This window comes from Zhongshania aliphaticivorans (genome assembly GCF_001586255.1).
Lineage (GTDB): Bacteria > Pseudomonadota > Gammaproteobacteria > Pseudomonadales > Spongiibacteraceae > Spongiibacter > Spongiibacter aliphaticivorans.
In genome coordinates this window covers 3,477,178-3,496,671 of sequence record NZ_CP014544.1, presented here as the reverse complement: position 1 = coordinate 3,496,671, position 19,494 = coordinate 3,477,178, and the positions used below count along the sequence as shown (strand labels likewise).

At 52.7% G+C, this 19,494-nt stretch carries 19 protein-coding genes; 8 read left to right on the top strand and 11 right to left on the bottom strand.

What is annotated here, in order from left to right; translation table 11 throughout:
* Positions 1-190 precede the first annotated feature (190 nt).
* From AZF00_RS15505 to AZF00_RS15490, 4 genes are all read right to left on the bottom strand, one after another.
* A complete protein-coding gene (locus AZF00_RS15505; RefSeq protein WP_008251911.1) occupies positions 191-1,267 on the bottom strand; it encodes an ABC transporter ATP-binding protein in 1,077 nt (358 codons plus the stop codon).
* A gap of 136 nt (positions 1,268-1,403) precedes the next feature.
* Positions 1,404-2,318: an ornithine carbamoyltransferase gene (gene argF / locus AZF00_RS15500; protein WP_008251909.1), complete on the bottom strand. Its 915-nt coding sequence runs from the start codon at positions 2,316-2,318 to the stop codon at positions 1,404-1,406.
* Positions 2,319-2,346: 28 nt separating this feature from the next.
* Positions 2,347-3,537, bottom strand: a complete 1,191-nt coding sequence (locus AZF00_RS15495; protein WP_008251907.1) for an aspartate aminotransferase family protein — start codon at positions 3,535-3,537, stop codon at positions 2,347-2,349.
* 172 nt (positions 3,538-3,709) lie between these two features.
* Positions 3,710-4,870, bottom strand: a complete 1,161-nt coding sequence (locus tag AZF00_RS15490) for an iron-containing alcohol dehydrogenase (protein ID WP_008251905.1) — start codon at positions 4,868-4,870, stop codon at positions 3,710-3,712.
* Positions 4,871-5,095: 225 nt separating this feature from the next.
* Here AZF00_RS15490 and AZF00_RS15485 point away from each other — a divergent pair, with 225 nt between their 5' ends.
* The 7 genes from AZF00_RS15485 to AZF00_RS15455 all read left to right on the top strand — a co-directional run bounded on the left by AZF00_RS15485 (position 5,096) and on the right by AZF00_RS15455 (position 13,168).
* The gene (locus AZF00_RS15485; protein ID WP_008251903.1) at positions 5,096-7,492 is read left to right on the top strand and encodes a TonB-dependent receptor; all 2,397 of its coding nucleotides are present in this window, start codon (positions 5,096-5,098) and stop codon (positions 7,490-7,492) included.
* Between the two features lie 115 nt (positions 7,493-7,607).
* On the top strand, positions 7,608-9,146 hold the full coding sequence (locus AZF00_RS15480; RefSeq protein WP_008251901.1) for a hydantoinase B/oxoprolinase family protein: 1,539 nt from the start codon (positions 7,608-7,610) through the stop codon (positions 9,144-9,146).
* A 339-nt stretch (positions 9,147-9,485) separates the two neighbouring features.
* Positions 9,486-9,818, top strand: coding sequence for a Grx4 family monothiol glutaredoxin (gene grxD, locus AZF00_RS15475; protein ID WP_008251899.1), 333 nt, complete (start codon positions 9,486-9,488; stop codon positions 9,816-9,818).
* A 213-nt stretch (positions 9,819-10,031) separates the two neighbouring features.
* On the top strand, positions 10,032-11,207 hold the full coding sequence (locus AZF00_RS15470; RefSeq protein ID WP_040804207.1) for a porin: 1,176 nt from the start codon (positions 10,032-10,034) through the stop codon (positions 11,205-11,207).
* Between the two features lie 92 nt (positions 11,208-11,299).
* On the top strand, positions 11,300-11,821 hold the full coding sequence (locus AZF00_RS15465) for an FMN-binding protein (protein WP_050985241.1): 522 nt from the start codon (positions 11,300-11,302) through the stop codon (positions 11,819-11,821).
* Between the two features lie 3 nt (positions 11,822-11,824).
* Entirely contained in the window at positions 11,825-12,592 is a 768-nt protein-coding gene (locus AZF00_RS15460) for a PepSY domain-containing protein (RefSeq protein ID WP_008251893.1), read from the top strand.
* Positions 12,593-12,703: 111 nt separating this feature from the next.
* A complete protein-coding gene (locus AZF00_RS15455) occupies positions 12,704-13,168 on the top strand; it encodes a hotdog fold domain-containing protein (RefSeq protein ID WP_008251885.1) in 465 nt (154 codons plus the stop codon).
* Positions 13,169-13,232: 64 nt separating this feature from the next.
* On the opposite strand, the gene bfr is transcribed toward AZF00_RS15455, so the two are convergent.
* Complete coding sequence (gene bfr, locus AZF00_RS15450; protein WP_008251884.1) at positions 13,233-13,709, bottom strand: bacterioferritin; 477 nt, start codon at positions 13,707-13,709, stop codon at positions 13,233-13,235.
* Between the two features lie 417 nt (positions 13,710-14,126).
* Positions 14,127-14,324: a bacterioferritin-associated ferredoxin gene (locus AZF00_RS15445; protein WP_008251883.1), complete on the bottom strand. Its 198-nt coding sequence runs from the start codon at positions 14,322-14,324 to the stop codon at positions 14,127-14,129.
* A gap of 236 nt (positions 14,325-14,560) precedes the next feature.
* Between AZF00_RS15445 and AZF00_RS15440 the strand changes: the two genes are divergently transcribed.
* Positions 14,561-15,163: a peroxiredoxin gene (locus AZF00_RS15440; protein WP_008251881.1), complete on the top strand. Its 603-nt coding sequence runs from the start codon at positions 14,561-14,563 to the stop codon at positions 15,161-15,163.
* Positions 15,164-15,479: 316 nt separating this feature from the next.
* On the opposite strand, the gene AZF00_RS15435 is transcribed toward AZF00_RS15440, so the two are convergent.
* The 5 genes from AZF00_RS15435 to AZF00_RS15415 form a co-directional block, all read right to left on the bottom strand.
* Positions 15,480-16,064: a superoxide dismutase gene (locus AZF00_RS15435; RefSeq protein WP_008251879.1), complete on the bottom strand. Its 585-nt coding sequence runs from the start codon at positions 16,062-16,064 to the stop codon at positions 15,480-15,482.
* 99 nt (positions 16,065-16,163) lie between these two features.
* A complete protein-coding gene (gene rnt / locus AZF00_RS15430; RefSeq protein WP_008251877.1) occupies positions 16,164-16,796 on the bottom strand; it encodes a ribonuclease T in 633 nt (210 codons plus the stop codon).
* 7 nt (positions 16,797-16,803) lie between these two features.
* Complete coding sequence (gene pyrC / locus AZF00_RS15425) at positions 16,804-17,838, bottom strand: dihydroorotase (protein WP_008251875.1); 1,035 nt, start codon at positions 17,836-17,838, stop codon at positions 16,804-16,806.
* Positions 17,839-18,018: 180 nt separating this feature from the next.
* On the bottom strand, positions 18,019-18,303 hold the full coding sequence (locus tag AZF00_RS15420) for a ComEA family DNA-binding protein (protein ID WP_008251872.1): 285 nt from the start codon (positions 18,301-18,303) through the stop codon (positions 18,019-18,021).
* Between the two features lie 114 nt (positions 18,304-18,417).
* Positions 18,418-19,476, bottom strand: coding sequence for a polyamine ABC transporter substrate-binding protein (locus AZF00_RS15415; RefSeq protein ID WP_008251868.1), 1,059 nt, complete (start codon positions 19,474-19,476; stop codon positions 18,418-18,420).
* Positions 19,477-19,494: the final 18 nt, after the last annotated feature.

Genomic DNA, 19,494 nt, shown 5'->3' with positions numbered 1-19,494 from the left:
AAGATAATGCGGTTTGCATGATTTCGCAAGCACAAGATGCTGTGGGTCTTCTGTGGATAAAGTGTGAGTAAGTGGTGGGTAAAAACCGCTAAATTATTAACTGCCCGTAATGCGGGCTTTTCAGCGCCGTACTGAGGTGGTGAGTACATTCATAGGCGAGGTAGACGGATTACGCATAAGGAAAAGTTTTTTAGCTACTTCTTGGCTTATGTTCGCCGTGGTGTAATTCCTCGCGGCCAAAGGCAATAAGGTGGTCGGCCTCGGTGTTAATTTTTACTACTTCGTTAATCGCAAAATCGCGATGACTGGGCAGTAGTGCTTCAACTTGGCTGCCGGTAGGTAGGCGCAGGGTGTAGAGCGTGGCACTACCTGAAAACACCTTTTTTTCAATGGTGGCGCTGATGCCGCCAAAGTCGCTGAGCACAATATCGTCGGGGCGCAGTAAAATTTCTACCGGGGTGCCGGGTGGCCAAGCGTAGGCGCGGTTGCCCATTAGGGTGCCAAGTTCGGTGGTAACGGTATTGAGCTCGGTGCCGATAACGCCGGGCAAGAAGCTGCCTTCGCCGATAAAGTCGGCGACGAGGCGATTGCTGGGTTCGTGGTAGAGGTTAAACGGGGTGTCCCATTGCTGTAGTTTGCCGTTGTAGAGCAGGCCAATATTGTCGCTGAAGGCAAATGCCTCGAGCTGGTCGTGGGTGACCAGTATGGCGCTAATGCCTAGCTCTTTAATGATGTCGCGCACTTCGAGGCTGAGGCGTTTACGAAGCTCGGCGTCGAGGTTGGAAAAAGGCTCGTCCATTAGCAGTAAGTCTGGGCTGGGTGCTAGGGCGCGAGCCAGTGCAACTCGCTGTTGTTGGCCGCCGGAGAGTTCGTGGGGGAAGCGATTCTCGACACCCTCGAGGCGCACTAGCTCCAGTAATTGCATGACTTTTTGGCGCTGTGCTTGGCGGCTCTGTTTGCTGAGGCCAAAGCGAATATTGTCGTACACGCTCAAATGCGGGAAGAGGGCGTAATCTTGAAATACCATGCCGATGCTGCGCAGCTCGGGGGTAATCATACTGCCGGGTTCGCTCAGGCAGTTACCGCGCAGCGTAACCGAACCTTTGGTGAGGGGTTGAAAGCCCGCAATAGCGCGCAAGATGGTTGTTTTGCCGCAACCACTGGGGCCGAGCAAACTGCAAATGTCGCCGTCGTTAACATGGAAGCTGACGTCGTCGACAACGGAGACGCCTTCGTATTGGCATTGGATGTTTTTTACTTGCAGCACGGCTAGAGGCTGCTGGATGCTAGACGGGAGATGGGAGACGCAAAAGCGGGCGCGGCTTTACCGCGCAATGCTGAGTCTACGGCGTAGCCGTCAGGCCTTAGCGTCTCCCGTCTCCCGTTCAGCGTTAAGCTAAGCATTAGGCCCGCGCCTCTAACAACAAAAACTCCATCAATGCCTTCTGCGCATGCAGGCGATTCTCCGCCTCGTCCCAAATCACGGTTTTGGGGTTGTCCATGAGCTCAGCGCTGATTTCTTCGCCGCGCTTAGCCGGTAGGCAGTGCATATACAGGGCGTCGGGGTTGGCGTGGGCCATCAGCGCGCTGTTAATTTGGTAGCCGGCAAGTTCGCGGCGGCGCTCGGCTTTTTCTTCTTCCTGGCCCATGGAGGCCCAGACGTCGGTGACGAGTAAGTCGGAGCCGCGGGCGGCATCGGCGGGTTCGCGGAATATTTCAACGCGGTCACCGGCCTTGGCAACGATGTCGGCGCGGGGTTCAAAGCCTTCGGGGCAGGCGACTTTAAGGGTGAAGTCGAACTGCATGGCGGCGTGAATATAAGACTGGCACATATTGTTGCCGTCGCCGATCCATGCCACTTGCTTGCCCTTGATGCTGCCGCGATGTTCGATAAAGGTTTGGATGTCGGCTAGCAGTTGGCAGGGGTGGTGGTCGTCGGTTAGTGCGTTGATCACCGGCACGCTAGAGTACGCGGCAAAGCGTTCAATAATGCTGTGCTCAAAGGTGCGTACCATGATGATGTCGCACATTGAAGAGATGACTCTGCCGCTGTCTTCCACCGGTTCGCCACGACCGAGCTGGGTGTCGCGTGGCGACAGGAAGATGGCATGGCCACCCAAGTGCGCCATACCGGCTTCAAACGAGATACGAGTTCGGGTGGAGGCTTTTTCAAACACCATGCCCAAAACGTGGTTGGGGAATTGCACGCTGGTTTTGCGGGCTTTGTGCTCGGCTTTGAGTTGTATGGCACGCTGCATTAGGGTCTCTAATTCAGCGGGGCTCAAATCCATGAGGGTTAAAAAATGTCTTAATGCCATACGGCTACCTTTTGCTGCTGAACCGGCCTTATGCCGCGCTGGACTGAGCTGGCCACTGACGAATCAGTGGGCACAGTGTGGCGAGTAGCTCATCTATTTCCTGCTGGTTAATAATTAGCGGCGGCAGTAAGCGTACCACCCGCTCTGAAGTGACATTGATCAGCAGGCCTTTTTCTAAGGCTTGGGCAACCAGTCCGGCACAGGGGCTGCTCAGCTCAATGCCGATCATCAGGCCTTGGCCGCGAATGTCTTTTACGTGGGCAACATCGCCCAGTTGATCTTTTAAGGCGCTGAGAATATAGCGGCCGTTGTCGGCAATGGTGTCGATCATGCCATTGCTGTTCAGCGTGTTTACAACCGCGAGTCCGGCCGCGCACACCAGCGGATTACCGCCGAAGGTAGAACCGTGATTGCCGGGTTGAAACAGTGCCGCTGCTTTGCCATGGGCAAGGCAGGCGCCAATTGGTACGCCGCCACCTAGGCCTTTGGCGGTCACCACCACGTCGGGCATTACGTCGCTGTGCTGGTAGGCAAAGTATTTGCCGGTCCGGCCATTGCCGGTCTGCACTTCGTCTAGCATCATCAGCCAGTTGTGTTTGTCGCACAGTGCCCGCAGCTGAGTAAGGAAACCGGCGGGCAAGGTGTGAATGCCACCTTCGCCTTGAATTGGCTCAATGAGTACGGCGGCAATGCTGTCGTTGTGCTCGGCAATATTTTCGAGTGCGGCAAGGTCGCCAAAGGGCGCGCGGATAAAGCCCCGCACCAAGGGTTCAAAGCCCGCTTGAATTTTGCGATTGCCCGACGCTGTTAGCGTGGCCAAGGTCCGGCCGTGAAACGCCTGATCCATCACAATCACGTGGGGAATATCGATATTGCGTTTGTGGCCGTGCATCCGCGCTAGCTTAATGGCGGCTTCGTTGCCTTCGGCGCCGGAATTGCAAAAGAACACGTTTTCCATGCCGCTAATCGCGCACAGGGCTGCAGCGAGTTCTTCCTGCTTTTGCACTGAGTATAAATTGGAGGTGTGCAGCAGTTGGCCAGCCTGTGACTGAATGGCTTCGGTTAAGGCGGGGTGTGCGTGTCCCAAGGAGTTAACGCCAACGCCACTGATGCAGTCGAGATAGGCTTTGCCCTGCGTATCAAACAGTCGCACACCTTCGCCCCGGGTAAATGTTACCGGAAGACGTCCATAGGTGTTCATTAAAGCCGGCTGTGTCATCAACAGATCTCCGCGTGCCGAATAAGCAGGTTTAACCGCAAATAAGGCACAAATATAGCAGTGCAATGGATTTAAAACGCAAAAAGGCAGCCAGCGCTGCCTAGTCAGACCCTCAATAATATAAGGAATGCGCAGGGATTTCTAGGCCTGCGGCGGGTAAAGGCGTGATGAATTAATTGCCCCACACTTTTTGATAGAGATCTTTAATCTCTGCGGCACTGGGGATACGTGGATTATTATTGGGTGAGCCGGAATCCAGCGCCTGCTGGGTCATTAATTCTAGCGACTGCTGCCATGCTCGCGCGTCTATTCCAAACTCGCCGGGACTGGGGACCTTGAGGTCGCTGCAGAGCAAACGCAGGCCCGCGACGAGTTTCTGGTTGGCGTCGTCGTCGCTGTCCCTCTGCTCTGCCATGCCCATGGCGCGGGCGCAGTCGGCGTAGCGGGCAGGGGCGCCGCTGATCGACCATGCGGTTATTTCTGGCAATAACATGGCATTGCTCAGACCGTGGGGCACATGGTAAAGCGCGCCAATCGGACGGCTCATGCCGTGAATCAGGGTGACCGATGAGTTTGAAAAAGCGATACCGCCCTGGGTCGCCGCCAGCATCATGGCTTCCCGCGCTTCGCGGTTGTCGGGCTGTTGGCAGGCGGTGCGAATATGGGTGTTGATGGCCGTCATCGCCGCTAGGGCAATGGTATCGGTAAATGCGTTGGCCTTTTTGCTCACATAGGCCTCTAGGGCATGGCAGAGGCTGTCGAGTCCGGTATCGGCGGTCAAGCGCCAGGGCATACTCAGGGTCAATTCAAAATCGACCAGCGCGGCAATGGGCATTAGGCCGAGGCCCATGCACAGCATTTTTTCTTGGCTGTCGGTGTCGGTGATGACGGCGGCGCGGGTGGCTTCTGAGCCGGTGCCTGCGGTGGTCGGTATGGCGATAACGGGCAGACCATCATCTATTGAATTAGGCACTTTGTAGTGGCGCATCGGCTGGTCGCGGTGGGCCATAACGGCTATAGCTTTGGCGGTGTCTATCGAACTGCCACCACCTAATGCGACCACGCAATCATATTCACCTTGGCGTAATACTGCGAGGCCAGCTGTAACCGCAGCGCTGGTTGGGTCGGGAACAACTCCGGTAAACCGGTTGTGGCTAAAACCCTTTTCGCTGAGTTGGGTTTCTAGCGTGTCCAGCCAGCCAAGACTGACGATAAAAGCGTCGGTGACTAATAGCGGTTGCTTAAGGTTTAGCTCGTCGAGTACCTCGGGCAGTAGGCGGCTGGCACCCGCGCCAATGCGCAGTATTCGGGGCAGGTTGATATTGGCGGTCATAAAAGATTCCTATTTATTCTGCGAGTCATTTAATCCCGAGTTGCTTGGAAACACAAACTCAGTGTTGACGGTGAATACTTTTTCGCGCTAAATGAGTGCGTTTTGCTATTGCTCTGCTATACCAAGAGGGAGTCATTTCGTATTGATCATTGATATTGGCTCTGAGTGCTTAATTAGCACGGCAATTTACCCAATAAGAAACACATTAAGTACGGGGATAACAATATGATAAATAAACGACGTTCTGGGCATGCCTTAATTGGCGTATCTGTGGTGATGGGGCTCGCCGCTGGCGTGCCGTTAAGCCATGCAGAATCAACGCGCACCATCGAAGAGGTGTTGGTTACGGCGCGTAAGCAGTCCGAGACTTTGCAGGATGTGCCGTTTTCGGTAGCCGCGATGACCGAGGGGAAGTTACAGCAGAGCGGCGCAACCGATTTGGAGTCGATGGCGAATAATGTCGCAGGTATTTCCATACAAAATTTAGGTCCCGGTCAGAGTCAGGTTGCTATTCGCGGTATTTCTGCTGGGCAAATTGTTCGTGACCAGCCCGGTGTGAAAGAGCAGGTTGGGGTCTACATGGATGAATCGGTGATCTCTATGTCACTGTTTACGCCGGACTTGGATTTTTACGATATGAATCGCGTAGAAGTGTTGCGCGGACCGCAGGGAACCTTGTTTGGTTCGGGCTCCTTGTCTGGGACAATTCGCTATATCACCCAGCAGCCTAACTTTGATGGCGTCAGCGGTTCGATTCAGGGCGACGCAGAAACGATTAGCCATGGCAGCGATGGCGGTAGTGTGAAAGCCCATTTAAACGTGCCCTTGAGTGACAAGGTCGCCCTGCGGATGGTGCGCTATTATCAGGAGTTTGGTGGATTTATTGACGCCTTGCAGCCAGACGGCAGCGTTAATGAAGATGTGAACGAGGGCGTGCGCGAGGGCGGACGGCTGGCGGTGTTGTTTCAGCCAAATGATGCCTTGAGCATTACCCCGAAGGTGGTGTTCCAAAAAATTGATATGGACGGCTTCAACCGCGAAGACGACTACCATCTGTTAGCCAACCCTTACACCACCACTCGTCCGGCAATTACCTTGGGTGATTATGAGCAATACACTCAGTTAGAAGAGAGTTTTGAAGACGATTTTGCGCTGTTCGACCTCACCGTGAATTATGATTTTAACGATCAGTTGAGTTTGACCTCGGTCAGCTCGTACACCAACCGCGATGTGTTGGTGGTTAGGGACGCAACCGCACTGAACTCCAGTATTACTGGTGGTTCCTACGGCGAGGCCCCGTCAGTCTACTTGCTGGATGCGCCGCTTTACGACCGGACGTCGGCAGAAGTGCTTACCCAAGAATTGCGGTTGAGCGGTTTCGACGGCCCTATGCAGTGGGTTGCCGGGATATTTTATAGCGAAGTTGAACGTCACTATAATCAGTCTCTGTTTGTTGATGGTTTTGAGGCGAGTAATCCTCAGCACCCCGACCTCTCGGGTTCAACAGCAGGACAGCGGGCGAGTAAGGATGAACTCTATTACTCTGATATTCCCTATCAATTGGATCAATATGCGATTTTTGGTGAAGTGTCTTATGACCTAACTGATAAAACCATGTTGGTGGTGGGCGCGCGTTATTTTGATTATGAAGAAACCCGCGTGCTTAGCTTTGACGGGATCTACACGGCGGCGATTATTGATGACCGCAGTGTGGTGAGTTCTAACGGGGTTTCGCCGCGTGTTATTGTGCGCCATGCCTTGAACGACGATGTCATGTTAAATGCTCAGGTGTCCCAGGGCTTTCGTTTAGGTGGCAATAACGATCCCCTCAACGTGCCGCTGTGCAGCACGACCAATAATGACGTACAAATTTACGGTAATAATCCTGATTTTGATGACGAGACCGTGACCAATTATGAAGTGGGTGCGAAAACAAATTTCATGGATGGTGCAGGTACCTTTAATGTTTCGGCCTTCCATGCCCAAATCAAAGATCTGCAAGTTACTGTCGATGCCGGCTCGTGTTCCTCGCGCTTAATTTACAACGCCGATGAAGCTCATAGCAGTGGTGTTGAGATGGAACTGTTCATGCGGCCGCTGAGCAATTTGGAGTTTGGCTTGTCGGCGAGCTTTGTGGAGGCCGAGCTGGACTCCGATGTGGAATCAGAGGGTTCCGTGTTGGCAGTTGTCGGCGGTCAAGATGGCGATGATTTGCCGACTGCACCGGGCTTTGAACTCGCGGCGTCGGTGACCTATTACTTCCCCGTTTTTAATAGTTGGGAGGGTTTTGCCAATGCGACCTATCAAAATGTGGGTGAGCGCTATACCAAGATCTCTGACCAAAATAATAATGGTCAGGGCGTGGCGACCTTGTATCCCAATGTAGGTGGTCCGCTAACTCAGGCGACTTACGGTTATGACCGGGAGATGGATAGCTACGAAATTGTGAACCTGCGCTTGGGTGTTCGTAACGAAAACTGGGATACCGCGCTGTTTGTGCGCAATGCGACCAATGAGAAGGCGGAGCTGTCTATTGATACCGAACGCGGCGGTAATGCGCGGGTTGGTCATCATGTTAATCAACCGCGTACCATTGGCCTGAGTGCGCGCTATAGTTTCTAATACCACTGTTTGCCATTTATGTTGACGGCCCTTCGGGGCCGTTTTCGTTTGTGCGTGATTGGTATGTTCGCGAATATTCGTGATAATGACGTTTTTACCGCGCTGGACACCCATCATGGCTGCATCACCTCCCAAGCTTGATTCCGTTAAACTCGGTTTGTTTGTTAGCCGCATGGAGTCGGTGTGCGAGGAAATGGGCGCGGTGCTGCAACGCGCGGCGTTCTCGCCAAATATCAAAGATCGCCTCGATTTTTCCTGCGCCATATTTGATGCCAAAGGTCATTTGTGTGCCCAAGCGGCGCATATTCCAGTCCATCTTGGCAGCATGGCTTACGCCATGGCAGATATTGTCGATGCTTGCGAGTGGCAGCAGGGCGATATGGTGGTAGTGAATGATCCCTTTCTTGGCGGCACGCATTTACCCGATGTTACTGTAATTGCGCCGTGCTTTGACGCCAGCGGTGCCTTGCTGGCTTTTGTTGCTAATCGTGCCCATCATGCCGATATCGGCGCGTCGGCGCCGGGCTCCATGCCCTTATCCAAAACCTTGGACGAAGAGGGCGTGGTGATCCCGCCCACCGTATTGGTTCGCGCCGGAATATTAGCTAAAAATTTGCTAGATGACTGGTTTGGCGAAGGGCAGCACGGCGATTTTATTGCGCAAGTTAGCGCTAATCGCACGGGTTTGCAGCGTTTAAATGAAGTCATTACTGGCTTAGCCGTACCCTTCGGCGTGGCGGTAAATCAGTTGCAAGACTACGCCGAAGTTATTGCTCGGCGGCGTTTGGCCGAATTGCCCAGTGGCAGCTTTGCATTTACCGATTACATGGACGACGACGGCTTTGGCCATTTGCAGCTGCCTATAGCGGTAACAATTGATTTAAGTGCCAAAGGCGTGGTGGTCGACTTCAGCGGCACTGCGTTGCAGGTTGAAGGCAATATCAATTGTCCGCTGTCGGTCGCTGCCGCCGCCGTGTATTACGTGTTTCGCTGTTTAATGCCCGATGAAGTGCCGGTTTGCGCGGGCCTATTTCGGGCTATTCGTTTAAGTGCGCCGCTCGGTTGTCTGCTTAATGCTCAGCGGCCAGCGGCAGTGGCGGCGGGCAATGTTGAAACGTCAATGCGCATAAGCGATGCGGTATTGGGCGCACTGGCGCAAGCTGCCCCCGATCTCATTCCCGCGGCCAGTCAGGGCACCATGAATAATGTGGCTATGGGGGGGCGCGGCGTCGGGGGCGACTGGGACTACTACGAAACCATCGCTGGTGGCATGGGCGCTCACGCACGTGGTCGCGGCTTGAGTGCGGTGCAAAGTCATATGACCAACACCTTGAATACGCCGGTAGAGAGCTTGGAGATGCACTACCCCCTGCGAGTGCGCCGCTATGAAATCCGCCAAGACTCCGGTGGCCCAGGTCAATATCGCGGCGGCGAAGGCCTAATTCGCGAGTTTGAATTTTTAACGCCAACCCAGTTCACTCTGCTCACCGAACGCCGCCGACTTGCCCCTTGGGGTTTGGACGGTGGCGGCGACGGTGCCGTCGGCAAAAACAGTTTTAATGGCATGAGCCTACCAGCTAAGGTCAGTATGAGTGCTGTAGCCGGTGATGTACTTCGAATAGAGACCCCCGGCGGGGGTGGCTGGGGCGTCTGACGTCGGAAGTCTGATGTCTGACGAAGCCATATTACGTGGCGCGGCTAAACGCTGGACGGGAGATGTGAAGCGCCAAAACCAACGACAGATGGCCTTAGTGAATTAGCGCATGCAGAACCGAATTTAGCATCTATTGGCTTGGCTGATTTTGGCTTTTGCGTCCGGCGCCAGGCGCCAGACTTCCGACCGTTCCTAGCGTCTCCCGTCTCCCGTCCAGCATTCAGCGGTTGTCGGGCCATTACTTTTGCCCGCGAAATTGCTAGAATGGCGCGAATTCTTTCCGGTAAGCGCCTCGCGTCAATCAGGTCTTATCACTGTTATCAAACAAGTAGGTGGTCCATGGACACAATTGAAGCAATCAAACAGCAGATTTCAGCTAACCCAATTATTCTTTATATGAAAGGTTCGCCTAACCAGCCTCAGTGCGGATTCTCTGCGCGGGCGTCGCAGGCGCTTATGGAATGCGGCGAGCGTTTTGCCTTTGTGGATATTCTGTCTAACCCTGATATCCGTGCAAAAATGCCCGAGTTTGCCAATTGGCCGACGTTTCCACAGCTGTGGGTTGCTGGCGAGTTGGTTGGCGGCTGTGACATTATTTGTGAAATGCACGAAAGCGGCGAGCTGAAAACCTTGGTTCAAGAAACGACCGCAGCTGCCCCTAGCGCCGAATAAATCTCGTTTGTAGGCTGTTTTATGTAAAGCCCGGTGATTTTGTCATCGGGTTTTTTTGTGTCTGCAGAGACAAATAGTAATGGGAATGCTTTGCATTTAGATTGCGACTTGCTATGCTTTGCCGCGTTTTGCAATGATGCCATCGATATTTGGCGTTTATTTAAAAATAAGCGGGCCGAGAGATTCCGCGTTACTGAGACTGGAGAGTTTTCAATGAAAAAGACCGTATTAGCCGCGGCCATTGCGGCGCTGCCCTTTGCTGCCTATGCCGAGACTGCGCCGAGCAACGCTGAAATGTGGCAAATTATCAAACAGCAGCAACGCGAAATTGAACGTTTGACCGCCGAGCAAAAGCAAGCCGACAGCAAAATTAATGCAACAGCCGATGCGGTAGAAAAATCAGCAACCGTTGCCGATTGGGCTAACCGCACTACTATTGGCGGTTATGGCGAGCATCACTTTAACCACTTTAAAGACAAAGATGACAAGGTTGATGCTCACCGCTTTGTTCTTTTTGTTGGTCATCAGTTCAGCGATACCGTGCGGTTTTTCTCTGAGGTCGAAATTGAACACGGCTTTGTTGAAGACACGGCTGATGGCAGCGGCCCTGGCGAGTTGGAGCTAGAGCAAGCCTATATTGCGTGGGACTTCACCCAAGGTCATACGCTGACTATGGGGCAATTCTTGGTGCCAGTGGGCATCATTAATGAAACCCACGAGCCAGATACTTTTTACGGGGTTGAGCGCAATAACGTCGAAAAAGAAATTCTGCCTGCTACGTGGTGGGAAACCGGTGTCATGGTCAGCGGCGAAATTCTGCCCGGCCTTCGCTACAACGCGGCGCTGCACAGCGGTTTAAAAATTGATCCTACCGGTAACGGCGCTATCCGTGGCGGTCGTCAAAAGTCGGCTAATGCAACTGCGGAAGATCTGGCTTACACCGGTCGCTTGGTATTCAACGGCATCAGTGGTTTAGAGCTGGCGGCGACCTATCAGCACCAGCAAGATGTTACCCAGGGCCTTGGCGATGACGGCGAAGCCGATTTAATCGAGTTGCAGGCTCGCTACCAGTGGCAGAATCTGACGCTGACTGCGCTTGCCGCCGAGTGGGATATTAACGGTACTAGCTTTGTTGCCAATGGCAGTGATAAGCAGGAAGGTCAGTACGTTGAGGCCTCTTACAAACTCACCCCCGCTGTTGGCGTATTTGTTCGTCAGGGCGAATGGGATAACCGCGCAAATAGTGGCACTGACACCGAGATTGAGCAAATCGATGTGGGTGTTAACTATTGGCTGACCAAGAACGTGGTTATTAAAGCCGATGTGTCTGAGCAAGACGGCGCGAAAGATGACGACTCAATCAACCTTGGTTTAGGTTGGAGCTTCTAATATTGGCCATCAGCCATTATAAAATGCCAAAACGACGCAGCGGGCTTATCCCCGCTGCTGTCATTTTTGGCGTGCTCTTAGTTTTACAGTGTATGACGACACCGATGGTACAGGCGGCCAGTGCCGGACAGTATTTGACGGTGGACGAATTTCTCGACTTGGGTTTTGGTGATGATGCCAAGCCGGAGTCTAAAGTGTTTTGGTTAACGCCGGCGTTAAAGGCGCGAATAAAGGCGATTCGCGGTAAAGACTTCCCCCTGCTACGGGTGCGTTATTGGCAGTTGGGTTCGAGGACGGCGTGGATATTGGAAGAAATCGGCAAGGAAATGCCGATTACCATTGGCGTTGTCGTTGATTCGGGCGGTGCGAGAACAAGTGTGGCGCGAGTTGAGATTCTGGCCTTTCGCGAGAGTCGGGGGTGGGAGGTTCGGCACAGCTTTTTTACTGAGCAGTTTCGTGGTGCCGCGCTCGCTGAGCGCGATGTATTAAGCCAGCATATCGATGGTATCACCGGCGCTACTTTATCGGTTAGGGCGGTAAAACAAGTCACACTTATTGCATTACTCCTTGCAGATGCGGTACAAGCTTCAGCTGACATTAGCGCAGCGGAATAAGTAGTGAGCCCTTATCGTATTTTTAGAATGTTGTTATTGCGTTGGCATCGCCGTATTGGTGTGGTGGCAGCGCTTTTTGTTGTAGTGTTGGTTGTCACTGGCATTGCCATTAACCACAGCGACGACTGGGGGCTCGATAAAAAGCCCTTAAAACAAGCGTGGCTATTAAAGCACTACGGCATTCCCTCGCCGGTTCTGCGCAGCTTTCCTTTAAATAAACCCCTTAACAGCGGTGCTTGGTTGAGTCAGCTTGGTGATGGTCTCTATCTGGCGGAAACTCAAATTGGCAGTTGTGATAGCCCGTTATTAGGAGTGGTGGTGTTGCCAGACACGATTGCCGTGTTATGTGCTGGACGCCTACAACTTTTTACTCCTGCGGGCGAGAAGCTCGACGATATTAGCGAGTCGCTGGGTTTGCCTCGCGGCGCGGAGGCCTTGGCGCTGGATGGTGAGGCAGTATTACTGCGCACTCCCGCTGGCGTGATTGCTTTTGACCCCCGCAGCTTTATGTTTTCAGCCATGAGTGTTGAGGGCGTGGCTTGGGCCGCGCCAGCGCTGGCGCCGCCCATTATTCAACGCAGTCTTCTAGATCAATATCGCGGCAGTGGTTTGAGCTGGGAGCGCCTGTTGCTCGATTTACACAGCGGCCGCTTGTTTGGCTCTATTGGTGTCTACATTATGGACTTGGCGGCAATTGCCTTACTTCTTATTGCGTTAAGTGGTGTCTGGGTGTGGGTGAGCAAACCCGGGCGCTGGAAGCGGCCATCGTAAGCCTAGGCAAGCCACTATTGGCCGGTGCAGCGCGGCAGTGCACGCTGGCGGTCAATGGCGATTTTACTCGTTCGTGCTACGGTCTAGCTTATTATCCTTGGAGTGACCGTAATGAACACAACCCTGAAAATGTGGCGCAAGCTGTCGCCTTATCCCGCTGGTAAATGGACATTTTCCAAGGCGGTTTGTCTTAAAGCCCCTTATTTTGCAACGATAAAGCCCTGCTTTGAAGAATTGGACGTTGGTCATGCGGTGGTGCGCATCAAAGAACACCGCGCTATTCATAATCATATTGGCAGCGTACATGCGATTGCCATGTGCAACCTAGCCGAAATCTGCGCTGGCGTGGTCAGCATGGTTTCTCTGCCTGGAGGTATGCGCTGGATTCCCGCTGGTATGACCGTGCGTTATTTGGGGCGCGCCAAGGGTGTGTTGCGGGGCTACGCCACCATGCGCGAGATCGTGCCCGGCGAAAAAGGCTCAGTGCCGGTGATTGTTGAAGTGAAGAACGACGCGGGTGAAGTGGTGTTTGATGCTGAGATAGCGATTCATGTATCGCCAGTGAAAAAGGCTTGATGCTTGACGGGAGACGCTTTGGATCGTCGGACGTCAGGCGTCTGACGTCCGACGGTGAGCGCTTTTAGCTCACCCCACCCATCATCGACTGCTGATAATTCTGAATACCCACTTTCTCAATTAGGCCGAGCTGGGTTTCCAGCCAGTCAACGTGCTCTTCCTCTGATTCCAAAATCTCTTCAAACAGTTCGCGGCTTATATAGTCGTTAACGGTCTCGCAGTATTTAATACCGTCTTTTAGATCGGGAATTGCTTTTAGCTCTAGGGCTAAATCGCATTCCAGCATTTCCTTGGTATTCTCGCCAATCATCAATTTGCCGAGGTCTTGCAGATTGGGTAGGCCTTCCAGAAATAAAATGCGCTCAATCAGTTTGTCGGCGTGTTTCATTTCGTCGATGGACTCGTGGTATTCGTGGTCGGCTAGCTGTTTTAGCCCCCAGTCTTTGTACATGCGTGAGTGCAGAAAGTACTGGTTTATTGCGACGAGTTCGTTGCCGAGGGCTTTATTAAGATAGGCAATGACTTTGCTGTCACCTTTCATGAGCTTGATCCTTTGCATGGTTGGCGGTTTTTATAAGTGTGGACTGGGCACAGTGAGTATTCAAGTTGAAACGCGCGACGGGAGATGCAAATGTTACTTGGAACCCCATTGCTTAGAATGCATTTCGCCTTGGCGGTGGGTGGCGCAGCACTTTATCTGCGACCTGTTATCGCGTCATGCCTGTACCTTCGTTGCTGAGATGGGCTCCTGCCTTCGCAGGAGCGACGCTGGCACGCTAGGAATTACGACGGGGCTCCAGTGTTTATTACAAAGTAATTTATTCGGTCATATCTGCGCGTCATCCCTGCGAAGGCAGGGACAGGCATCCATATGCAAAGGGTACAAAAAGGTCTGGAGGCTGGCATTACTAGGTGCGTAATGTTTGCGAAAGTAAGAATACAGATTATGAAGGGGTGCTTAGGCCGCTGCGTAACAGAGATTTTCGTCGTAGCTGTTTAAGTAGTTCTCATAAACTTCGCGGGCGACAATGCCGCATTTACCGCATTGGCTGGCCAAATCGAGTTGACGGCGCACTTCGCGAAAGCTGCCAGCACCGGCATCAACGCTGTCGCGAATATGCTTATCTGTAATTCCTTTGCAAAGACAAACGTACATACTGGTCTCGATCTCGGTCAGCACTTTATTGAATGGCAACGATAATGCAAATGAGAATGCTTGTCAATTGTATGCAAGCCATATAATGCCGATAGCTAAATCCTATGGTCGTGATTAGAAAATTCAATGGGATAGAGCGGGGGGCGGGTGTATGATTGCCGGTCTGAATAAAGCTTTTATATCTGTTTTTTCAGGTATAAAAATTAAATCAAATATAAAACCGGAGGTTTATAAACATGGGTGTTTTAGTCGGTAAGCCAGCGCCAGATTTTACGTGTGCTGCAGTACTTGGTAATGGCGAAATCGTTGACAGCTTCACACTGAGCGAAGCCACCAAAGGCAAATACGCCTTATTGTTCTTTTACCCACTGGATTTCACGTTTGTATGTCCTTCTGAGCTGATCGCACTGGATCACCGTATGGATAAATTCCGTGAGCTGGGTGTAGAAGTAATCAGTGTTTCTATCGATTCACAGTTCACTCACAACGCATGGCGCAACACCGCTATTAAAGATGGCGGTATTGGTCCTGTGACTTACACCATGGCCGCTGACGTGCGTCACGACATCTGCCGTGCCTACGACGTTGAAGCTGAAGGCGGCGTTGCTTTCCGCGGTGCTTTCCTGATCGATAAAGAAGGTCAGGTACGTTCACAGTTGATCAACGACCTGCCACTGGGGCGTAACATCGACGAGCTAGTGCGTTTGGTTGAAGCCCTACAGTTCCACGAAGAGCACGGCGAAGTTTGCCCGGCTGGCTGGAACAAAGGCGACAAAGGTATGAATGCCTCGCCAGACGGCGTTGCTGCTTACTTGTCAGAGAATTCAGATAAGCTGTAAGTTGGTCTGAGGTTCTTTAAAAGCCCGCTGCATCGGAAGGTGTCGCGGGTTTTTTTATGCTTCTGGGACGCTGAATGCTGGACGGGAGACGGGAGACGCAAAGGCAGGACGGCACGAGCTTGAATTTATTGTGTTTTAGCGTTGCTCTGGCAAAACTTCATGCATAGGGCCGCCACTATTCAACCTACCTCGACCAGCCACTCTTAGCGTCTCCCGTCTCCCGTCAGGCATTACGCTCTCTGCGGACATAAAAAAACCCCGCCGAAGCGAGGTTCCTGAAGCGGGCGACATATCGTCCCCCATCTTCCGTCAGGCCTTACGCGAAATTCGCCGCAGCAAACTCCCAGTTCACCAAGTTCCAGAAACCTTCTTCCAAATACTTAGGACGGGCATTGCGGTAGTCGATGTAGTAAGCGTGTTCCCAGACATCGGCAGTGATCAGCGGAGTTTGACCTTCGCGGGCGATCGGGGTGTCGGCGTCGTCGGTGTTGACGATTTCAAGGCTGCCGTCGCTGTTTTTAACCAACCAAGTCCAGCCTGAGCCGAAGTTGCCGACTGCTTTGGCGTTGAATGCAGTTTTGAATGCATCAAATGAGCCGAAAGCTTTGTCGATGGCTGCTGCTAGGTCACCTGTTGGTGCGCCGCCGCCGTTGGGGCTAAGGCTGTTCCAGTAGAAGGTGTGGTTCCAAACCTGGGCGGCTTGGTTAAACATCACGCCACTAGAAGCTTTGATGATCTCTTCCAGCGTTTTGCCTTCAAACTCGCTACCGGGAAGCAGTTCGTTAAGTTTAGTAACGTAGGCGTTGTGGTGCTTGCCGTGGTGAAAATCGAGGGTTTCTGCAGAGATATGCGGTTGCAGAGCGTCTTTCGCATAGGGCAGTGCAGGTAATTCAAAAGCCATTGGATTCTCTCCTGAGAGTTGATTTACGTGGTTAAATTGTGACCGTATTAAGGCGGTTATTCTCCGCCGCGATCTGCTTTTAAATATTTAAAAGCAAGATCAAGACCAACGCCAGCCGCCAAGCTGTTGCCAGCGATTGACGATCTGGCAAAATAATTCGGCAGTCTTCAGTGCATCGTACGCGGCGCTATGGGCTTCGTTGTTGTCGAAGTCGATGTCCGCTAGCTGACAGGCTCTTGCGAGCACAGTGTGGCCATAAGCTAGCCCTGAAAGGCTGGCCGTATCCATCACCGAAAAAGGGTGGAAGGGATTGCGTTTAATGCTGCTGCGTTCAATCGCGGCCAATACAAAGCCAAGATCAAAGTGCGCATTGTGCCCAACTAGCACCGCTCGGGTGCACCCACTCGCTTTTACCTGTTGGCGAATTCGCTTCATCAGCTCGCCCATGACAGTCACTTCTTTTTGTGCCTGTCGTAATGGGTTATGGGGGTCAATGCCGGTAAATTCAAGGGCGGCGGGTTCGAGGTTGGCGCCTTCAAATGGCTCGACGTTGTAACTGACGGTGTCATCGGGTTCGAGTTGGCCGGAGTCGTCCATGCGCAAAAAAGTTGCGGCAATTTCCAATACGGCGTCGGTTTGGCAATTAAAACCGCCCGTTTCAACATCGATAACCACTGGTAGAAAGCCGCGAAACCGCTGCGAGATCATTGATTTTTCATCACAAAAGTCCATGTCGGTCTCAGCCTATCTGCCAGTGGAGTTGCTCACCACCGCGCAGCGGGTAAATAGTATCACTGCCCAGCGGGAGTTGCTCTGGGGCGGTCCACGACTGTTTGATCAAACTAATGCTGTCGCTATTGCGGGGCAGACCATAAAAGTCGGCACCGTAAAAACTGGCGAAGGCTTCGAGCTTGTCGAGGGCGCCAGCGGCGTCAAAGGCCTCGGCGTACATTTCAATTGCCGCGTAGGCAGTGTAACAGCCTGCGCAGCCGCAGCTGGTTTCTTTGCGATTTTTGGCGTGGGGTGCAGAGTCGGTGCCCAGGAAAAATTTGGGGCTGCCCGAGGTCGCGGCGCTAATTAAAGCTTGTTGATGGGTGTTGCGCTTTAATATCGGCAAGCAGTAATAATGCGGACGAATACCACCAGCGAGCATATGGTTGCGGTTGTACAGCAAGTGGTGAGCGGTAATGGTGGCGGCAATATTGTCGCTGGCCGCGCTCACGAATTGTGCGGCGTCAGCTGTTGTAATGTGTTCTAGCACCATTTTTAGCGCAGGGAAATTCGCGGCGATAGGTGTCAGGTGGCGTTCTATAAAACGCGCTTCGCGGTCAAAAATGTCAATATCGGCGTCGGTGACTTCGCCGTGAACCAGCAGCGGCAGGCCGTGTTTTTCCATGGCGGCTAAAACCGGGTAGAGATTTTCGATACTGGTCACGCCGGAGTCAGAATTGGTGGTGGCACCAGCGGGGTAGAGTTTGGCGGCAAATACCGTGTCTGATGCGGCTGCTTCAGCGATATCGGCGACAGTGGTTTTGTCTGTGAGGTATAAAACCATCAGCGGTGTCAATTGGTGGCCCGTAGCAGGTAAAGCCTGCACTATGCGCTGGCGGTAGGCATTGGCTTCGGCCAGATTGCGCACCGGCGGCGTCAAATTGGGCATAACTATAACGCGACCGAAGTAGCGGCTGGCGTCGGCGACGGTGTGGCTTAATACCTCGCCATCGCGCAGGTGAATGTGCCAGTCGTCGGGGCGGGTAATCTTTAAGGTTTGCATGGAAGGCCTTAATCAGTGTCGGCGGCGGCGATACTGACTAGCATCGGACCGGTAAGCAATGGCTCTGGCGCAGAATGCTACAGGAATTCGGGGTTTGTATAAACACCCACGGCATCGCGCCGCAGGTGTTTGGGGTTGGTAAGGGGAATTATCCCCAATTTGTGTTGGTAAACCTTCGGCTTAATTTGGGTCTTGCTGCCCAAACTCTAGTTCCTTGCTATTGGCGGTAATAATACTGCTGCCAATACCGGGAACGGCCAGGAGGTCCTCGCTGGATTTAAACGGGCCGTTGCTATTGCGGTAGGCAATGATCGCCTCGGCCCGCTTTTCGCCGATGCCTTTGAGGGTTTGTAATTCTTCAGCGCTGGCAGTATTCACGTCGAGGGCGTGGCCAGAAAAAGAGATGATTAACAGACTGCTTAAAAATACGAGTTGTGCCGACCAGCGGCGTAGATAGGTTTTCATCAGCAAATTCCCTTTGGTTGATGAGTACAGCTACGGTTTATTTTAAGCGGCGCAATGACGCCGCTTAAAATAGTAGAACAGCTGAGTAGGTTTGCAAAGGCCTTTAATACATTCTTAGCGAACCTTGATCTCCGTCCACAGTTTGTTGGCTAAGCGGCGCTCTTTGGCGTTGCGCGCGGCAATAGTTTCTAGTGTTGCCTGCTGTTCAGCGCTTGGGAAGATCGCCTTAATTTTAAGGATGTCCTCGTCAATGAAGGGCGTGGCTGCCGCATTGGGGTTGCCGGTGCCAACGATGGTGGTCAGTTCCGCGGCATTTTGCGGGTCCATCATAAAGTTAATGAACATATGGGCCAGCTCGGGGTTGCGGGCCTTTTTCGGGATAACCATATTATCTAGTGCTAATACCGCGCCTTGCTTAGGCAGTACAAAGTTAACAGTGAAATCACGTCCGGCGTCGGCAGCGTCGGCGCGAGCTTGGAACATATCGCTGGAATAGCCGTGGGCTACCCAGATATTGCCAACGGTAAGTTCTTTGATGTAGCTCGACGAGTTAAAGGCCGCCCAGTAGGGTTTGGCTTTGAGGATAACGGCTTGAGCTTCTTTGAGGTGTTTCTCATTGGTGTCATTTATAGAGTAGCCTAGGTATTTCAGCGCCGCGCCGAATAACTCTTCTGCGTCGTCCATTACCGTGACCTTGCCTTTGATTTTAGCTAACACGGCAGGATCAAAAATAATCGACCAGTCGGCGGGGTCGATACCCAGCTCGGTAATTTTGTTTTCGTTGTAGCCTATTAGCGTTGTGGTAAAGGCGTAGGGCAGGGAGTAAACATTGCCGGGGTCGTAAGCCTTGTTCATGTAGCCCGCCGCGCTATTGCCAATATTGCTGAGCTTGCTTTTGTCTAAGGGCATCAAAAAGCCCTGCTTGATCAGTGCTTCGACGGCGTTTTGGGTGGGAATAACCACGTCGTAATCGCCGCCACCGGCGAGGAGTTTGGCCATCATTTCTTCAGTGGCTGAGAAATAATCCTGCACCACTTTACAGCCGCACAAGGCTTCAAAACGAGTGACGGTATCTTCGGCAATATAGTCGTTCCAATTGAACAGATGTAAGGCCTTTTCAGCCATAGCAAATTGCGAAAGGCACAGCACAAAACAGCACAGTAACTTTTTCACGATAGCGTCCTTTTAGAG